The organism is Vibrio sp. 1F253, from assembly GCF_041439295.1.
GTDB classification, from domain to species: Bacteria; Pseudomonadota; Gammaproteobacteria; order Enterobacterales; family Vibrionaceae; genus Vibrio; species Vibrio tasmaniensis_A.
This window is the reverse complement of sequence record NZ_JBGONU010000006.1, coordinates 70,851-87,708: the sequence shown is the minus strand read 5'-3', so window position 1 is coordinate 87,708 and position 16,858 is coordinate 70,851. Positions and strand designations below refer to the sequence as shown.

The 16,858-nt window shown below is 46.1% G+C and carries 12 protein-coding genes, 1 pseudogene and 1 riboswitch; of the genes and pseudogenes, 6 read left to right on the top strand and 7 right to left on the bottom strand.

The window, feature by feature from the left end; translation table 11 throughout:
* Positions 1 to 48: 48 nt before the first annotated feature.
* Complete coding sequence (locus tag ACED28_RS05040; protein ID WP_371709433.1) at positions 49 to 762, bottom strand: ComF family protein; 714 nt, start codon at positions 760 to 762, stop codon at positions 49 to 51.
* A gap of 93 nt (positions 763 to 855) precedes the next feature.
* Between ACED28_RS05040 and bioH the strand changes: the two genes are divergently transcribed.
* On the top strand, positions 856 to 1,632 hold the full coding sequence (gene bioH / locus ACED28_RS05035) for a pimeloyl-ACP methyl ester esterase BioH (protein WP_009848011.1): 777 nt from the start codon (positions 856 to 858) through the stop codon (positions 1,630 to 1,632).
* A gap of 357 nt (positions 1,633 to 1,989) precedes the next feature.
* The gene (locus ACED28_RS05030; RefSeq protein WP_009848010.1) at positions 1,990 to 2,463 is read left to right on the top strand and encodes a hypothetical protein; all 474 of its coding nucleotides are present in this window, start codon (positions 1,990 to 1,992) and stop codon (positions 2,461 to 2,463) included.
* Positions 2,464 to 2,714: 251 nt separating this feature from the next.
* Here ACED28_RS05030 and ACED28_RS05025 read toward each other — a convergent pair whose 3' ends face one another.
* Entirely contained in the window at positions 2,715 to 5,045 is a 2,331-nt protein-coding gene (locus ACED28_RS05025; protein WP_371709432.1) for a Tex family protein, read from the bottom strand.
* Positions 5,046 to 5,708: 663 nt separating this feature from the next.
* Positions 5,709 to 6,191 (bottom strand): transcription elongation factor GreB, encoded by a 483-nt coding sequence (gene greB / locus ACED28_RS05020; RefSeq protein ID WP_371709431.1) that lies wholly within the window; start codon positions 6,189 to 6,191, stop codon positions 5,709 to 5,711.
* A 178-nt stretch (positions 6,192 to 6,369) separates the two neighbouring features.
* On the opposite strand from greB, the gene ompR reads away from it, so the two are divergent.
* Both ompR and envZ read left to right on the top strand, forming a co-directional pair.
* On the top strand, positions 6,370 to 7,089 hold the full coding sequence (ompR, locus tag ACED28_RS05015) for a two-component system response regulator OmpR (protein WP_009848007.1): 720 nt from the start codon (positions 6,370 to 6,372) through the stop codon (positions 7,087 to 7,089).
* A 308-nt stretch (positions 7,090 to 7,397) separates the two neighbouring features.
* Positions 7,398 to 8,693 (top strand): two-component system sensor histidine kinase EnvZ, encoded by a 1,296-nt coding sequence (gene envZ, locus ACED28_RS05010; protein WP_371709430.1) that lies wholly within the window; start codon positions 7,398 to 7,400, stop codon positions 8,691 to 8,693.
* Between the two features lie 67 nt (positions 8,694 to 8,760).
* Here the strand turns inward: envZ and recG are convergent, their stop codons facing one another.
* From recG to gmk, 4 genes are all read right to left on the bottom strand, one after another.
* Positions 8,761 to 10,839 carry an ATP-dependent DNA helicase RecG gene (gene recG / locus ACED28_RS05005; RefSeq protein ID WP_371709429.1) on the bottom strand — a complete coding sequence of 693 codons (2,079 nt, stop codon included), beginning with the start codon at positions 10,837 to 10,839 and terminating at the stop codon, positions 8,761 to 8,763.
* A gap of 179 nt (positions 10,840 to 11,018) precedes the next feature.
* On the bottom strand, positions 11,019 to 13,145 hold the full coding sequence (gene spoT, locus ACED28_RS05000) for a bifunctional GTP diphosphokinase/guanosine-3',5'-bis pyrophosphate 3'-pyrophosphohydrolase (RefSeq protein ID WP_012603022.1): 2,127 nt from the start codon (positions 13,143 to 13,145) through the stop codon (positions 11,019 to 11,021).
* A 67-nt stretch (positions 13,146 to 13,212) separates the two neighbouring features.
* On the bottom strand, positions 13,213 to 13,485 hold the full coding sequence (gene rpoZ, locus ACED28_RS04995) for a DNA-directed RNA polymerase subunit omega (RefSeq protein ID WP_009848003.1): 273 nt from the start codon (positions 13,483 to 13,485) through the stop codon (positions 13,213 to 13,215).
* Between the two features lie 279 nt (positions 13,486 to 13,764).
* The gene (gene gmk / locus ACED28_RS04990) at positions 13,765 to 14,388 is read right to left on the bottom strand and encodes a guanylate kinase (RefSeq protein ID WP_009848002.1); all 624 of its coding nucleotides are present in this window, start codon (positions 14,386 to 14,388) and stop codon (positions 13,765 to 13,767) included.
* A 324-nt stretch (positions 14,389 to 14,712) separates the two neighbouring features.
* Positions 14,713 to 14,812, top strand: a riboswitch (purine riboswitch).
* Positions 14,813 to 14,870: 58 nt separating this feature from the next.
* On the opposite strand from gmk, the gene ACED28_RS04985 reads away from it, so the two are divergent.
* Together ACED28_RS04985 and ACED28_RS04980 are read left to right on the top strand one after the other, a co-directional pair.
* Complete coding sequence (locus tag ACED28_RS04985) at positions 14,871 to 16,241, top strand: NCS2 family permease (RefSeq protein ID WP_009848001.1); 1,371 nt, start codon at positions 14,871 to 14,873, stop codon at positions 16,239 to 16,241.
* 142 nt (positions 16,242 to 16,383) lie between these two features.
* Positions 16,384 to 16,810, top strand: a pseudogene (locus ACED28_RS04980) (phosphate-starvation-inducible protein PsiE).
* The last annotated feature ends 48 nt before the right edge of the window (positions 16,811 to 16,858 follow it).

Here is a 16,858-nt window from a genome sequence, read left to right as displayed (position 1 = left end):
TTCAGCCCTTTTTTGTTGGATTGCTGTACAAGTAGCGATTCACAGCTTCTATCCAGAGGGCTCAGGAGTGCGGCAGATGCAGTAAATATCAATCCTTTTCACACCTACTTCAAGTAGTAATTGGCATAATTGATACACAGTACTGCCGGTGGTTACAACATCATCAATTATCGCGACGTGAGAGGGGATGTTTCCTTGAAAGTCTTGTTTTCGAAGCGTAAAAGCACTCTTTAGATTGTGCAATCGTGCGGATTTAGTTAGCCCTTGCTGAGAAGCTGTTGAGCGAATTCGACGGAACAGCACCTCATCTTTAACGCCAAGTTCTTGAGCTGTGTAATTAGCGAGCAGCTGACTTTGATTAAAGCCACGGTGAATGTATCGACGCCAATGTAGAGGGACACTGGTGATCATCGAAGCAGGATACTCGATACGTGAGGCCAATAGCTTTGACAGATCGCGTGCAAACCAAAACTTATCGGCGTACTTCATTTGCTGAATGTAACGTGCTGTTGGAAAGGTGTAGTCCCCAACACAATAGAGACGATGCCAAGGTGGAGGCTGTGATAAACATTGCCCACACTGCTCTACTGTGAGCAGCGTTTTTAAACCACATCGTTGGCAGCGAGGAACTGGATCAAAGAGTTTGAGACAAGAATTACACCATCTAGGGTGAGTATCGCTGTGCGACTTATCTAGCTTACACAGGTCGCATTGAGGTGTGACCAGACGTGATGTGTGTTTTTGTAGCCAATCGGATAACATAGCTCGTGATGCTTTTGGGTTATGGTGTTCCTTTTACTCACAATACTGAAAAGCGCGGATTATCGCTGATGGAAAAAGTAGGGAATATCGAGAATGAGTGACACGTTATATTGGCATGTTTCTGGGCAAGGGCCTGATTTAGTGTTGGTTCACGGCTGGGGAATGAACGGTGCGGTATGGCAACAAACCGTTGATGCGTTAGAAGCTGATTTTCGAGTGCATGTTGTTGACCTTCCTGGGTATGGACACAGTTCTCATTGCCACGCTCAAGATCTTGAAGAGATAGCTCAGCAACTGTTGGCCGAAGCTCCAAAGCAGGCTATTTGGGTCGGTTGGTCACTGGGTGGCTTGGTCGCAACACACATGGCTTTGCATCACTCAGATTACGTAAGCAAATTGGTGACTGTTGCCAGTTCTCCTAAATTCGCCGCTGCAAAAGAACCCGTGTTATGGCGAGGCATTCAGCCAAACGTATTAAGCGCATTTACCGAACAGCTGGTTGAAGATTTCCAAACTACTATCGAACGCTTTATGGCACTGCAAGCCATGGGCAGCCCTTCTGCAAGGCAAGATGTAAAACAACTCAAGCAAGCGGTACTGTCTCGTCCGCTTCCGAATCCTGATTCTTTATTAGCCGGCTTAAAGATGCTGTCTGATGTTGACTTGCGTGAACAACTGCCGGAGATTTCAGTGCCTATGTTGCGTTTATACGGGCGACTGGATGGATTGGTGCCAATCAAGGTAGCAAAAGATCTGGGTAGAGCGCTGCCTCATACCGAGCAATATATATTCACGCAGTCTTCACATGCGCCGTTTATGACAGAAGCCGATGCCTTTTGCAGTGAACTAGTTAGCTTCGCGCAAAAATAATCACTAAATTTATTGCCGGATTGGTCGATATATAACCTAATACCAATCACAGTAAGTAAGTAAGTGTTCAAAAATAGCGTAGGAAAAAGGCTTGAGAACAAGGCTGCTTTTTTTTGACAAGTAGTTTTGATAAGTAGTTATTCTACAGTCAAAAGTTCTAACGCCGTTATCGAGCATTTTAACAAGCTAGGATGAGCAGTTATTTACTACGATTGGTATAACACCAAGGCATTGCATGATACTCAGACCTCACTCTCTCATGAGTTGATTGCGGTAAGTTGGGCTATGCCTGTTGTGCTGACTCAGTACGACAGTGTTATGGCAACAGTGATGGGCGATTCTTGAGGAGAGTTCGCGATGATTGTGTCACCTGCAACTGCAGTAAGTGTGCCACTAATCGCCCCGTCCGTTAATGTGCAAACAGAGCAAGTTGCGCGTGATAATAGAGTCCGAGAACCTGTTGCTCCCGCAGTAGCATTGGCGAGAACCAATGCAGAGCGTAAGGTAAAATCAGACGATAAACGAAGGCAGCAGTCGGCTTGGGATCCTTCAGACCATCCAGGTTATGAAATGGAGAACGAGTCAGAGGCCAATTCGGTTAGCCATGAAAAGCCACAAGATCCTTTTGACAGGCTGTTCAGCTTATTGGCTCTGAGAACATACAGTGCTGATCAAGGAAAGGGCTATACCATGCGTTTCCGCCTGCCAAAGCATGTTTTAGATGCGGCGATTCAGGAGGGACAGATGGAGAAACGACGTAAGGTCATAAAATATCATTATGGTCATGCTGTTGCGCCTCATGCTCCGTCAGAGATGTTAGTCGTATTATAGTTATACTCTTCATACTTGAAGCTGCAGCGTTGTTAACTGCGTAAGTTCACCCTAATCACATAGAACCTCTATGCTCATAGGGATGAACTTACTTGTTGCCTAGCTGCAACTCCAATTATTTTGAGTATAAGCACGAAGAATACAACCAAGCTTCGATGTCTCTTTTGAACACATAATAAAAAAACCTGCATACCCTAAGGGATGCAGGTTTTCTGTTTTAAGCATATCTGTTTTGCAGACGAGTTAACGGATTACTTTTTCGCTTTTGCAAAAGCAGCAGCGAATGCACCACCCATCGCCGCGTTTTGTTGTGGTTCCTCACGACGGCGTTGTCCACCTTGTGAGTTTTGGTTCGGGCGGTTTTGTGTGCGAGGTGCACTTGAACGTTGTGCGCGGTTATCTTGTCCAGGCTCATCTTTCATGCGCATGCTTAGTGCAATACGTTTACGCTGAACATCCACTTCCATCACCTTCACTTTCACGATATCACCCGCTTTCACCACTTCACGTGGGTCAGCGACAAAGCGATCGGTCAGCGCTGAAATGTGTACCAAGCCGTCTTGGTGAACACCAATATCTACGAACGCACCAAAGTTTGCCACGTTTGAAACCACACCTTCTAAGATCATGCCAGGTTCCAAGTCAGACATGCTATTTACGCCATCGGCGAACGTCGCAGTCTTGAACTCAGGACGAGGATCTCGACCCGGTTTATCCAGCTCTTTGATGATGTCGGTTACTGTCGGTACACCAAAATTCTCATTAGTGTAATCAACCGCATGTAAGCCACGTAAGAAGTCTGTGTTACCTACCAGAGACTTGATGTCTTTCTGGTTTTTCTCGGCGATGGTTTTTACCAATGGGTAAGCTTCTGGGTGAACCGATGATGCGTCTAGCGGGTTCTTACCATCCATGATACGCAGGAAGCCAGCACACTGTTCAAAGGCTTTTGGCCCTAAACGAGCGACTTTCTTCAAGGTAGTGCGGGCTTCAAAGCGACCGTTTTCATCACGGAAATCCACGATGTTTTGAGCGATGGTGTTAGAAAGACCAGCTACGCGGGTTAGAAGCGCAGCAGAAGCGGTATTCACATCAACACCAACCGCGTTTACACAGTCTTCGACAATCGCATCTAGGCGCTTAGCGAGCATAGTTTGGCTAACGTCGTGTTGGTATTGGCCCACACCGATCGATTTAGGGTCTATCTTCACTAGTTCTGCCAGTGGATCTTGTAGACGACGCGCAATAGACACCGCACCACGAATCGAGACATCCATATTCGGGAATTCTTTTGCCGCTAGCTCAGAAGCAGAATAAACCGATGCGCCCGCTTCGCTAACAATGATTTTCTGTGCTGTTAGGTTGCCACGCTTAATCACATCAGCAACAAAGCTGTCGGTTTCGCGTGAAGCCGTACCATTACCAATCGCAATCAAATCAACATTGTATTGACGAACCATCTGCTCAACAACGTGTGCAGATTTGTCGTATTGCTTTTGAGGTGGGTGAGGGTAAATGGTCTCTGTTGCCAGAACCTTACCGGTTGAATCCACCACGGCGATTTTCGAACCAGTACGTAAACCCGGATCCAAACCTAGGGTTGCACGAGGGCCAGCAGGCGCCGCCATTAGCAAGTCTTTAAGGTTGGTTGCGAACACTTCAATCGCTTCGATTTCACCGCGTTCTTTCATCGCGCCCATCAACTCAGTTTCCATGTGCATAGAAACCTTGATACGCCATGCCCAACTAATCACTTGCTTACGCCATGCATCTGCAGGAGCGCTGCTCAGGGTAATACCATAGTGTTCAGAGATGATGTTTTCGCAGTATGAACCACGGACGCCTTCTTCTTGTTCTGGGTCTGCATTCATTGCCAACGTTAGGAAGCCTTCATTACGGCCACGCAACATGGCAAGCGCACGGTGAGAAGGGACTTTATTGAGTGTTTCGTTGTGTTCAAAATAGTCTTTGAACTTCTCGCCAGCTTGCTCTTTGCCTGCCACGACACGTGAAACGAGCTCAGAGTTACGTGTTAGATGTTGGCGAATCTTTTCAAGTAGGTTTGCGTCTTCTGCAATACGCTCCATCACGATTGCACGTGCCCCATCGAGTGCGGCTTTAGTATCAGCAATGCCTTTATCGCTGCTGATGAAGTTAGCGGCTTCGGTTTCAGGATCGTGCTGTGGTTCATTCCAAAGTGTATCGGCAAGTGGTTCTAAGCCTGCTTCGATTGCGATTTGACCTTTGGTACGACGCTTTGGTTTGTATGGCAGGTATAGATCTTCTAGGCGAGTCTTACTGTCGGCTTGAGTGATATCACGCTCCAGTTCTGGCGTGAGCTTGCCTTGGTCTTGAATCGATTTTAGGATCGTTTGGCGACGATCGTCTAGCTCGCGAAGGTATGAAAGGCGACTATCAAGGTTACGTAGTTGGGTATCGTCTAAGCCACCCGTGACTTCTTTACGGTAGCGGGCAATAAAGGGAACGGTATTACCGTCGTCAATTAGGTTTACTGCGGCGGTGACTTGCTCTGAACGAACATTCAGTTCTTCAGCAATCAGTCGACAGATAGCTTGGCTCATCCGATGAATCTCTTATTTAATATCATGACAAATACATGGGGGTGAGCGTACGCTTTTTCTAGCTTTGACTGTGTAATTATCCTGTCAGAAGTCCAATTTCCGTTTCTGATACCCACTTTGTGCGAGATCTCTCACACGTGGTGTGCGACTAAGTCACTTTAAATCGATGAAATCGTCTTAAAATAAATCTAAGTTACTGATTTTATTTGTTTGTGTGTTTGTGGGCGTATTTCTCGCCTGAAATATTTTTTGGGACTGTCTAGGAAACTCGCCCAAATACCGTAATATTTAACTTGTCGACAGGGAGTTGGCAGGAACAGGAAAAAGCCTAATGGACTAGGTATCTTCAGGATGAAGATTTGATTACTTAGGATGAGTGGTCAGCAAGGAAGTGATAACCTCTGGATGAGATTCGCCAGTCAGGATGACAGGCTAGAATGGACACCGCTAGGATGGCGATGAACAAAAAGGAAATTGGTTAAAGGATTTAGCCACTATCAAGGAAAGATGCAGGGAGCACCTTATCTCGAAGAGATAAACAGTAGCCGGATTGCTGCGATAGAGACTTAACCCCGTCAGGCGAAAGCCTAGCGGGGTTTTCTTTTATCTGGCGTTTGGGTTTGCTGAACACTTAGCTCATCGCTAAGTGTTTATTAGGTTTGATTATTCGTCGTCTGCGTAGCGAATCGAGTTAATGAACCACTCTTTGTCGCCTTCCGGTGTGGTTACCGTAAACTCGTCATCCACTTCTTTCTTGAGCATAGCTCTAGCCATTGGTGAGTCGATAGAGATATAGCCTTTGGCATCGCCGTAGATCTCTTCTGGGCCGACAATTCGAAACTTCTTAATTTCCCCATCATCATTCTCAATCTCGACCCAAGCACCGAAAAATACCTTACCTTCTTGTTGTGGCGAGTAATCCACGATAGTGACATCTGGTAGGAATTTGCGTAGGAAACGCACTCGGCGATCAATCTGACGAAGCAAACGCTTATTGAAGGTGTAATCTGCGTTTTCTGAACGATCTCCAAGGCTTGCAGCCCAAGTGACTATCTTAGTAATTTCAGGACGTTTCTCGTGCCATAAGTGGTCATGTTCTGCTTTGAGTTTGTTATAACCTTCGCGGGTGATAAGTTTGGTTTTCATAAATCTGACTTAATGAAATGATGATCTAAGATAGAATATATAGAAAGGCAACATACGTTAACAATTATTTAGGCGACTTTTCCCTCAATAATGTTACATTTTTAATGTCTTATACCAATATACAATGTACCAAGAATGCTTAACCTTAGGTTTAAGCTTTAATAGGTGGAACCATTACATGCAAGAAAACTACAAAATTTTAGTGGTCGATGACGATGCTCGTTTACGTGCACTGCTAGAACGCTATCTGTCAGAGCAAGGCTTTCAAGTGCGTAGCGTGGCAAACAGTGAGCAGATGGACCGCCTGTTAACCCGTGAAAACTTTCACTTGATGGTATTGGATTTAATGTTGCCGGGCGAAGACGGTCTTTCGATCTGTCGTCGTCTACGAAACGCAAACAACTCGCTACCAATCCTGATGCTTACAGCAAAGGGTGACGAAGTGGATCGCATTGTGGGTTTGGAAGTGGGTGCTGATGATTACCTGCCAAAACCATTTAATCCACGTGAACTGCTTGCTCGTATCAAAGCGGTAATGCGTCGCCAAGTGATTGAAGCACCGGGCGCGCCAAGCACAGAAGAGTCTGTGGTTGAGTTTGGTGAGTTCCGCCTAAACCTAGGTACACGTGAAATGTTCCGCGGTGAAGAGCCTATGCCTCTTACCTCAGGTGAATTTGCGGTTCTGAAGTCACTGGTCACTAACGCTCGTGAGCCAATGTCTCGCGATAAGCTGATGAACATGGCTCGTGGCCGTGAGTATTCAGCGATGGAACGTTCTATCGATGTCCAGATTTCGCGTTTGCGTCGTCTAGTAGAAGAAGATCCAAGTAAACCTCGTTATATCCAAACGGTGTGGGGCTTGGGTTATGTATTCGTTCCAGATGGCAAAGCTGTGTAATCTAGCTTTGCTCGTTGTGTGATTCAGAATTCTTTATTTACGGGTCATCTCATTAATATGCGATGGCCCGTTTTGTATTCAGCACAATGAGAGATACCAATCGTAGTAAATAACTGCTCATCCTAGCTTGTTAAAACGCTCGATAACTTCGTTAGAAATTTTGATTGTAAAATAACTACTTATCAAAAATTGCAGCCTTGTTCTCAAGCCTTTTTCCGGCGCTATTTATGATCATTTACTTACTGTGATTGGTATTACAGCTATAGTTCCCACTATATCCCTTTATCATCCCTCACTTTAGGTCTTCTATGCGCATACGTAGCTCCTTTACTCAGTCGATAGTGCTCTTCTTAACCCTGTTGGTTGCTAGCCAAATCTTTTCTTATTACGCGGTGTTCAATTATGCATTGATGCCGAGTTTGCAGCAGTTTAATAAGATTTTGGCTCACGAACTAAACCTAGTATTGGACCAAGGCAGTGATATCGAGATTGATGCGCCACTGCGTCAGCGTGTACTTGAGCAGCTCGGGGTTACGGTTCATGCCAAGGACCGTGAAGCGTCGGGCGAGTACTACCATGCGGTCGCGATAGACCTGATGAGTGAGGAGATGACCAAAGAGCTCGGCTCTGAAACCGAAGTGCGATTGGTTTTGGGCAAAGAAAGTTACGTGTTGTGGATGGACATTGCGCAGTTGCCTAACTCCTTGATTCGTATTCCCCTATCTGAGCTGCAAGAAGAAGACTTTGCGCCTCTATTTCGTAACAGCCTGATCATGGCGTTGTTGATTGTTGCTGGTGGTTGGCTGTTTATCCGCTTGCAAAATCGGCCGTTGATAGCCCTAGAGAAAGCCGCGCAAGGTGTTGGGCGTGGTGATATTCCACCGCCACTTCCAGTGCAAGGTGCACAAGAGATTCGCTCGGTAACTCGAGCCTTTAATCAGATGTCGAAGGGCATTCAAGAACTCGAAGAAGATAGAGCCCTACTCATGGCGGGTATCAGCCATGATCTGCGTACACCACTCACGCGTATTCGCTTGGCGACTGAGATGATGTCGCCAGAAGACAGTTATCTAGCGGAAGGGATCATCAGTGATACTGAAGAGTGCAATGAGATCATCAGTCAGTTTATGGATTACCTAAAGCCTGTTGATCGAGACTCATTCCAGGCGGTATTTGTTGATGATATTGCGCGCGAGGTCTCTAGCTCTGAAGGTGGCTATGAGGTTCAGATTGAAACCGATATTCCAGAAACCATGAAACCTGCGTTGGGTAACCCGATCGCGATGAAGCGTGCAGTGAGTAACTTGGTGGTGAACGCGCTACGCTACGGTAATGGTTGGGTCAAAGTATCGACTGGCATGACGGCAGATAACAAACTGGCTTGGGTAACGGTAGAAGATAACGGTCCGGGTATTCCACAAGACCAGATCGGGAAGTTGTTTGAACCGTTCACGCGTGGTGACACGGCTCGTGGTAGTGAAGGGACAGGTTTAGGTTTAGCGATCGTGAAACGTATTGTTAGTCAGCATCAAGGTGCGGTGGTGGTGAATAACCGCAGTGAGGGTGGCTTGAAGGCGCAGATCAGTTTCCCTGTGAAACCTTAGGCTATACGCACGAAAAAGGCTTCCTTGTAGAAGCCTTTTTACGTTTTAAGCAAGATATGAGGGCGAATTACGCCTTAGAATACACATCGCGCTCACCCAGCCAGCGGTTGATGATCGCCTTGGCGTTGTCTGGGTAGCTATCGTGAAGATGACGCGCGATACGCTGCACTTCAGGTATCAAACGTTGGTCACGGACTAAGTCGGCAATCTTAAAATCAGCCAAGCCTGTTTGCTTAGTGCCAAGCAGTTCACCGGGGCCACGGATCTCTAAGTCACGCTGAGCTATCACAAAGCCATCGTTACTTTCACGTAGTACTCCTAAGCGTTTCTGAGCGGTTTTAGAGAGTGGGGAGTGATACAGCAGTACACAATGGCTCGCGACTGAACCACGGCCAACACGGCCACGCAGTTGGTGGAGTTGCGCTAGACCAAGACGCTCAGGATTCTCGATGATCATTAAGCTTGAATTCGGTACATCCACACCTACTTCAATCACGGTTGTAGCAACTAACAGGTGCAGTTTGTTCTCTTTGAATTCCTGCATCACCGCTTGTTTCTCTGCGGGTTTCATTCGGCCATGAACCAAACCAATTTTTACGTCGGGCAGTTTGCGTTGCAGCTCTTCTGCCGTATCCGCTGCAGCTTGAGCTTCCAGTACTTCCGATTCATCGATCAACGTACACACCCAGTAAGCTTGTTTGCCTTCATTGAGACACGCATTTTTCACACGTTCAACAATGTCATCGCGCTTGGTATCAGGAATCGCGACGGTTTGAATTGGGGTTCGCCCCGGTGGTAACTCATCAATAATCGAGGTTTCAAGGTCGGCATAGGCCGTCATCGCAAGTGTTCGTGGAATTGGCGTAGCAGTCATCACCAACTGATGAGGGTAATAACCTTGCTTCGCGCCTTTTTCACGCAGCTCTAGTCGCTGGTGGACACCAAATCGGTGTTGCTCATCAATGATCACTAAGCCAAGGTTTTTGAATTCGACATGCTCTTGAAATAGCGCATGAGTACCGACCACCATTTGCGCTTCGCCGCTGGCAATACGTGTTAGCTCAGTTTCACGAGCTTTGCCTTTGAGCTTACCTGCTAGCCATCCAACTTGAATACCCATTGCCTCAAACCAGTTGGCAAAGTTAATCGCGTGTTGTTCTGCGAGTAGTTCAGTTGGTGCCATCAGTGCTACTTGCTGACCGTGTTGGAGTGCACGAACAGCCGCGAGTGCCGCGACTAAGGTTTTACCTGAGCCCACATCACCCTGTACTAAACGCATCATAGGGTGCGGCTTTTCCAAGTCAGCTTCGATCTCTTTGGTTACTCGTGCTTGTGCGTTGGTTGGCGAGAACGGCAGCTGAGCTAACAGCTTATCTTTGAGGGTGTTCACCGGAGGAAAAGGCATTGCCTTGTCTTGCTGCCCTTTACTGCGAACAGACAACATCGACAGGTTTTGAGCCAGTAGCTCTTCCATAATTAGACGCAGTTGCGCGGGGTGCTTGCCTTCATCAAACAGCTCTAGGTCAATCCCTGGAGGCGGTTTGTGAATGGTATGCAGTGCTTGTGCGAGGGTAATTTGGTGGTCGTATAAACCTGATGGTAAAAGCTCATTAACCGCGGCCTTGTCGATTAACTCTAGAGCTTGATCGGTAAGGTTACGCAGCGTGACTTGTCTTAGTCCTTCAGTGGTTGGGTACACCGGAGTTAGGTTCGCTTCCACATCTGGTTGCTGCCTTGGTGCAAAGAATTTGTAATCCGGATGGACGATCTCAAGCCCCATATTACCGCGCTTGATCTCACCATAGGCATGGACTTGTTTGCCTTCGGCAAAGTTATTCTTCATACCGGCGGTGAAGTTGAAAAAGCGTAGGGTAATGGTGCCGTTACCATCACTGATTTTTACCGCCAACATCTTACGTTTACCAAAAATGGTATCGACGTGCATTACCTTACCTTGCACCGCAGCCCAAAGACCAGCGTGCAGTTTTACTATTGGATAGATACGCGTTCGATCTTCATAACGTAGTGGTAGGTGAAACAGTAGGTCTTGTACATTGTTAAGCCCAACCTTTTCCAGTTTCTCTGCGACTTTTGCGCCGACTCCAGATAAAGAGTTGAGAGGGATAGCAGATAAAAGCTGTGACATAACAAGGCTCATAAACGTAAGAGAGATAATCTATTCAAGCATTTTACTGGATTTTTGTACAGGCATGAATAGCATGAAGCTAGGGGAACTCTAGAATCGCAGCCACAAAAAAATCCCCTTAAGCGATAAAGCATTAAGGGGATTTCAATTCTTAGCAAAGTTGCTAATAAGTTCGAACGTTAGTTCTTACGACGTCTTACTTTGAGCGCGTGTGGCATCACACGTAGCTTCTTCATAATGCTCGCTAAATGAACACGATCTTTCGTGGTCAACAAGATAGTCACTGTGTACAAGCGTCCGTCACGTTCTTCGGTTGAAATACCGTGAATGTTCGAGCCTGTTTTCGAGATAACGTTAGTTAACTCAGCCAGTGCACCTTGATGGTTCTGTAATTCGACCTGGAGTTCAGCAGTGAACTCTTGGTTGTAATCGTCAGACCATTCAACCGCCATGTATTTATCCGGTTCTTTCTGGTAACCACGAACGTTTGGACACGTTTCTCGGTGTACCACAAGACCACGACCTGGAGATACATGAGCAATAATGTGATCATCTGGAATCGGGTGACAACAGTTGGCGAACGTCAGTAATAGGCCTTCAGCACCACGGATAGGTAATTTCTTCCTAGGTGTATCGCTGTTGTTTGCCACTTCAGTCAGTTCGTCAGCATCGCCCAATAAACGACGAGCAATAACGATACTCATCAGCTCACCAAGACCAATCGATGCTAGCAAGTCCTCAATGTTATCGAGACGTAGATCAGACAATACATGTTCGATATTCTCTTGACCGACATCGGCAATAGAGTGTTCACCAAGTGCATGGTTCAGTAGGCGACGGCCAAGGGTAATCGACTCTTCACGACGCATCGTTTTCAGAACCTGACGGATCTTCGTACGCGCACGTGAGGTCACTACATAGTTGAGCCATGCTGCGTTCGGACGTGCGCCCGGAGCACTGATGATCTCAATAGTTTGGCCATTCTTCAGCGATTTGCTGAGTGGGTAAGGGTTCATGTCTACACGAGCACCGACACACATGTTGCCGACGTCGGTATGTACCGCGTAAGCAAAATCGACTGCTGTTGCGCCTGCTGGAAGTTCGACAATGCGACCTTTCGGCGTGAATACGAAGATCTCATCTGGGAACAGATCAGATTTAACATTTTCAATGAATTCGAATGAGTTACCTGCGCTTTGTTGCAGCTCAAGTAAGCTCTGCATCCAACGTTGTGCTTTAACCTGTGCGGTTGTCCCGTTGCTACTGCGTGAGCCATTGCCTTTGTAAGACCAGTGCGCCGCGACACCTTTATCTGCCATCTGCTCCATATCTTCAGTTCGGATCTGGACCTCAACTGGCACCCCGTGAGGGCCGATCATTGACGTGTGCAGAGATTGGTAGCCGTTGGCTTTCGGTACTGCAATGTAGTCTTTCATGCGGCCAGGACGGGGCTTGTACAGGCTGTGGGCCTGACCAAGTACGCGATAGCAAGTATCTGGTGTATCAACCACCACGCGGAAAGCGTAGATGTCCATAATGGTGTGGAAGCGCTGCTCTTTGGTTTTCATCTTGTTATAGATGGAGAACAGGTTCTTTTCACGACCAAGTACGCGAGCAGGCAAACCGACTTCTTCAAGGCGGCCTTCGATTTCGCTATGGATACGTTGGATCATCTCCTTACGGTTACCACGCGCAGCTTTCACTACGTTTTTCAGGACGCGATAACGGTTAGGATAAAGGGCTTCGAAGCCCAGCTCTTCTAGTTCTGTCTTAATGTTATGAATACCAAGACGGTGAGCTAGCGGAGAATAAATCTCTAGGGTTTCACGAGCAATACGACGCTTCTTATCAGGACGAAGTGCCCCAAGCGTACGCATGTTGTGAGTACGGTCAGCTAATTTGATCAAGATAACGCGGATGTCTTGCACCATCGCGAGAACCATCTTACGGAAGTTCTCTGCTTGCGCTTCTTTGCGATCACGAAATTTAAGCTTATCCAGCTTAGATACACCATCAACCAGTTCAGCAACGGTATTGCCGAATTGAGCTTCTAGCTCCTCTTTTGTAACTTCAGTATCTTCAATTACATCGTGGAGTAAGGCTGCTTGCAGAGTTTCGATATCCAGACGCATTTCTGCCAGGATTCTTGAAACAGCTACAGGGTGGATAATGTATGGTTCACCCGTTGAACGGGTTTGCCCTTCATGGGCGTCTCTCGCTACCACATAAGATTGACGCAGAGCCTCAACTTGAGGCTCTGTTAGGTATTCTTGGGCAACGTCTTTGAGGCTATCGAATAGATACAAATTAAAGGCCCGGAAGGTTAATTAGTTCGAATGACGCTTTTTGCGGCTGTGATCTAACGATTGCGAGCTATCGAGTGTGAGCGATGCTGCTTACTGCTGCAAGCTCAGCCGCTTCTTGCTCTTGTTGCTCTTGACGCTCACGAGCATCTAGTACGTCTTTAGTGATAAGACCTTCTTCGATTTCGCGAAGAGCGATAACCGTTGGCTTATCGTTTTCTTCAGGCACTAGTGAATCTTTGCCGCCAGTTTGCATTTGACGTGCGCGGCGAGCCGCAATAAGAACTAGGTCGAAACGGTTGCCAACTTTTTCAACAGCGTCTTGAACAGTTACGCGTGCCATGAGGACTCCAAATAGTAATTAACTAATAAATTTTTGATGACGAGAAAGTATACAAGTTTAACTAGAGACTTTCTAGTTCACCGTATACTTATCTCAATGGAAAATCCAGTTATACCAATCACAGTAAATAAGTGTTCAGAGATAGCGCCGAACAAAAGTTTGAGAACAAGGCAGAATTTTTCGATAAGTAGTGACCCTACAATCAAAAATTCTAACGACGTTATCAGGCTTTTTCACAAGCTAGAATGACCAGTTGTTTACTACGATTGGTATCAGAGATTATTCCGCTAGTAGTGCTGTAAGCATGCCGCTGTATTTTGCTGCTTGCTTATCTTCTTTTAAGCGCTCCGCACGAATGATAGCTCTGAAGTCCATTAGGGCTGCATCAAAGTCATCATTCACGATCACATAATCATATTCTGCATAGTGAGAAATTTCTGATTTTGCTTCGCTCATGCGTTTTGCAATAACTTCGTCGCTGTCTTGGCCGCGAACATTTAAACGACGCTCTAGCTCACCATTTGATGGTGGAAGAATGAAGACACTCTTCGCTTGAGGCATTTGTTCACGGATTTGACGAGCACCTTGCCAGTCGATATCTAGGAATACATCGATACCGCGGTCTAGGTTTTCTTCAATCCAAACGCGTGAAGTACCGTAGTAGTTGCCGAAAACTTCAGCGTACTCTAGGAATTCACCTTTATTAATAAGGTCTTCAAAATGATGCTTCTCTACGAAGTGGTAGTGAACACCATTTTCTTCACCAGGGCGCATACCGCGAGTGGTGTGTGAAACAGATACCTTCATTGCGTAGGTTGGATTGGTTTCTAGCATTGCTGAGATCAAGCTCGACTTACCTGCGCCACTAGGTGCAGATACGATGTAAAGAGTACCTTTGCCCATCTGTATATTTCCACTGTTGGTTGGATTGAGTGAGGGCGATAAACCGACACTATAAAAGATAGCACTGACTCTAATTTTTGTTCCGATGGTTGCATCTAAAAAGGGATAACAAGTAAAACTAATAGAGACAACTGGTGAAAATTAGGTCAGAAAAATGGAGGCGAAGAGTAGCATATTTAGATGATTGAGAACAACTGGCTTGATCGTTATTTATTCTCAAATGATCCTTTGTCTGATCTTCCTATAAATGTAATGACTGATCATGTTCAGTTTTTTATGTGATCTGAACAAAATTTGTTGAAGTTTTAATCTCAACCCTTACAATCCGCGCAAACGATTAAATGCTGTATATGTTTGATGAAATGGATCAAATGTTTCTACTACCGAGCCTACCTTGGTGACTACAGTTTTTAGTGTAGAGATCCCTCTATTCTCACAGCATTTGAATCTCAAATTTCTTAATTTAATACATAGGTTTTGTTGTGAATACCGACTCCACCCTGAAAGCCCAGAAGACATCTGGCTCACTTGACACCATGTTCAAACTCTCAGAGAGAAAGACCACGATCAGCACTGAGCTATACGCAGGTTTTATTACCTTCTTAGCGATGAGTTATATCTTGGCAGTTAACCCAGCAATTTTGGGTGGCATTCCGGGAATGGACAAAGGTGCAGTCTTTACGGCGACCGCTCTTTCTGCTGCTATTGCAACGCTTATCATGGGCATTTGGGGTAACTATCCAGTCATGCTAGCACCTGGCATGAGCATGAATGGCTTCTTCAAAGGTTTATTGTTAAGTGGTTCAGTGGCGGTACTTTGGAATGAAGCATTATTTGGCATCTTCCTATCGGGTATTCTTTATCTTGCCTTCTCATTGACTAATATCCGTAAGTCGATGATTGAATCGATTCCTGAAGATTTGAAGCTGGCGATTACTGTGTCTCTCGGCTTGTTCATTGCCTTCTTAGGCCTTAAGAATGCGGGTATCATCGTTTCTAACCCGTTCGTACTGGTTGGTTTAGGTGACATTTCCGATCCAAAAGTGATCATCGCTTATGTGAGCATCTTCATCGCATTGGGCTGTATGGTTCGTGATATTAAGTTGGCCACGTTTATCTCGTTTGTTTCAGCTATCGTACTGACCATTCTTGCTGATGTATTCATGGGCACATCAAACGCCCCAATCCCTGACCAATTCGTTTCAATGCCACCAAGTATGGCAGGCAGCTTTGGCGCTATCTTTGACTTCTCAGCTTTTACGCCTGAGAAAATGTTCGATTTGTTGTTCATCGTACTTATCTTCTTGATTGTCGATTTCTTCGATGGATTGAGCACGATTGTGGGTGTTGGCCGTGATGCCGGTATCATCGACAAAGACGGTAAAGTGCCGAATGCAAAATCGGCGCTAGTGGCTGATGCGGGCGGTACTGTGATTGGTTCAATTCTAGGTACCACATCGATTACTGCTTTCTCTGAATCGGGTATTGCCTCTTCTCAAGGTGCGAAAACAGGTTTAGCGGCAGTCATGGTGGCTGGCCTATTCCTAGTGTCTCTATTCCTATACCCAATCTTCTCTATCTTCTCAGCGGCAATGGTCGCGCCTGCGATGGTTGTGGTAGGCATCTACATGGTGGGTCGTCTTGGTCAGATTAACTGGGAAAAGAAAGAGTCACGCATTGCAGCTTTCTTCACCATCATGTTCACAGTGCTAAGCTTCTCTCCAGCAAACGGCATGGCGATGGGCTTCATCAGCTACGCATTCACAATGGTTGTTGCAGGTAAGCGTAAAGAAGTGCACCCATTGATCTACGGCCTGTGTGTAGTGTTCTTAACTTATCTGATTCTCTTGTAAGGTTAGTTAGCCACTAGAAAGTTGCTAAGTAAAAAGCAAGTCGATGGCTCTGCAGCGAATGTGGGGCCATTTTTGTATTCGTCGCTTCTTTAGAGCGCATGCTAATGTAGAGACTGGATTAATTATTTTTTGAAGAGTGACTATGCCTTCTCACTTACCTAAATCTTTTAGTAAGCCGTTTTTAAAAGTATTTCACATTATGGAAGCGGTATTACTGGTGGCGATCACGCTCGCGACCTTGTTTGCGATGGTCGAAGAGTTCATGCATGTTTTTGCTGAACGTCGAGTGCAATTGACCGATATTCTTCTGATGTTTATCTATTTAGAAGTGTTGGCGATGGTTCAGCAGTTTGTGATGAACGGTAAGATCCCGGTTCGATATCCGATTTACATCGCGATGATGGCGATTGCTCGTTACATTACTCTGGGCATGAAAGAGTTGGATGCAGTACTCATCGTTTGGTTGTCTGTTGCTGCGTTTATCTTAGCCGCAGCCACGCTGCTGATTCGAGTAGGGCACCATATACTGGCCATATGTGGATCTTCGAACCAAGCAGCCGGATGAGTAATTCAATTAACTGAAATATGATGATCTAAAAAATTCGCCCAGCACTGCT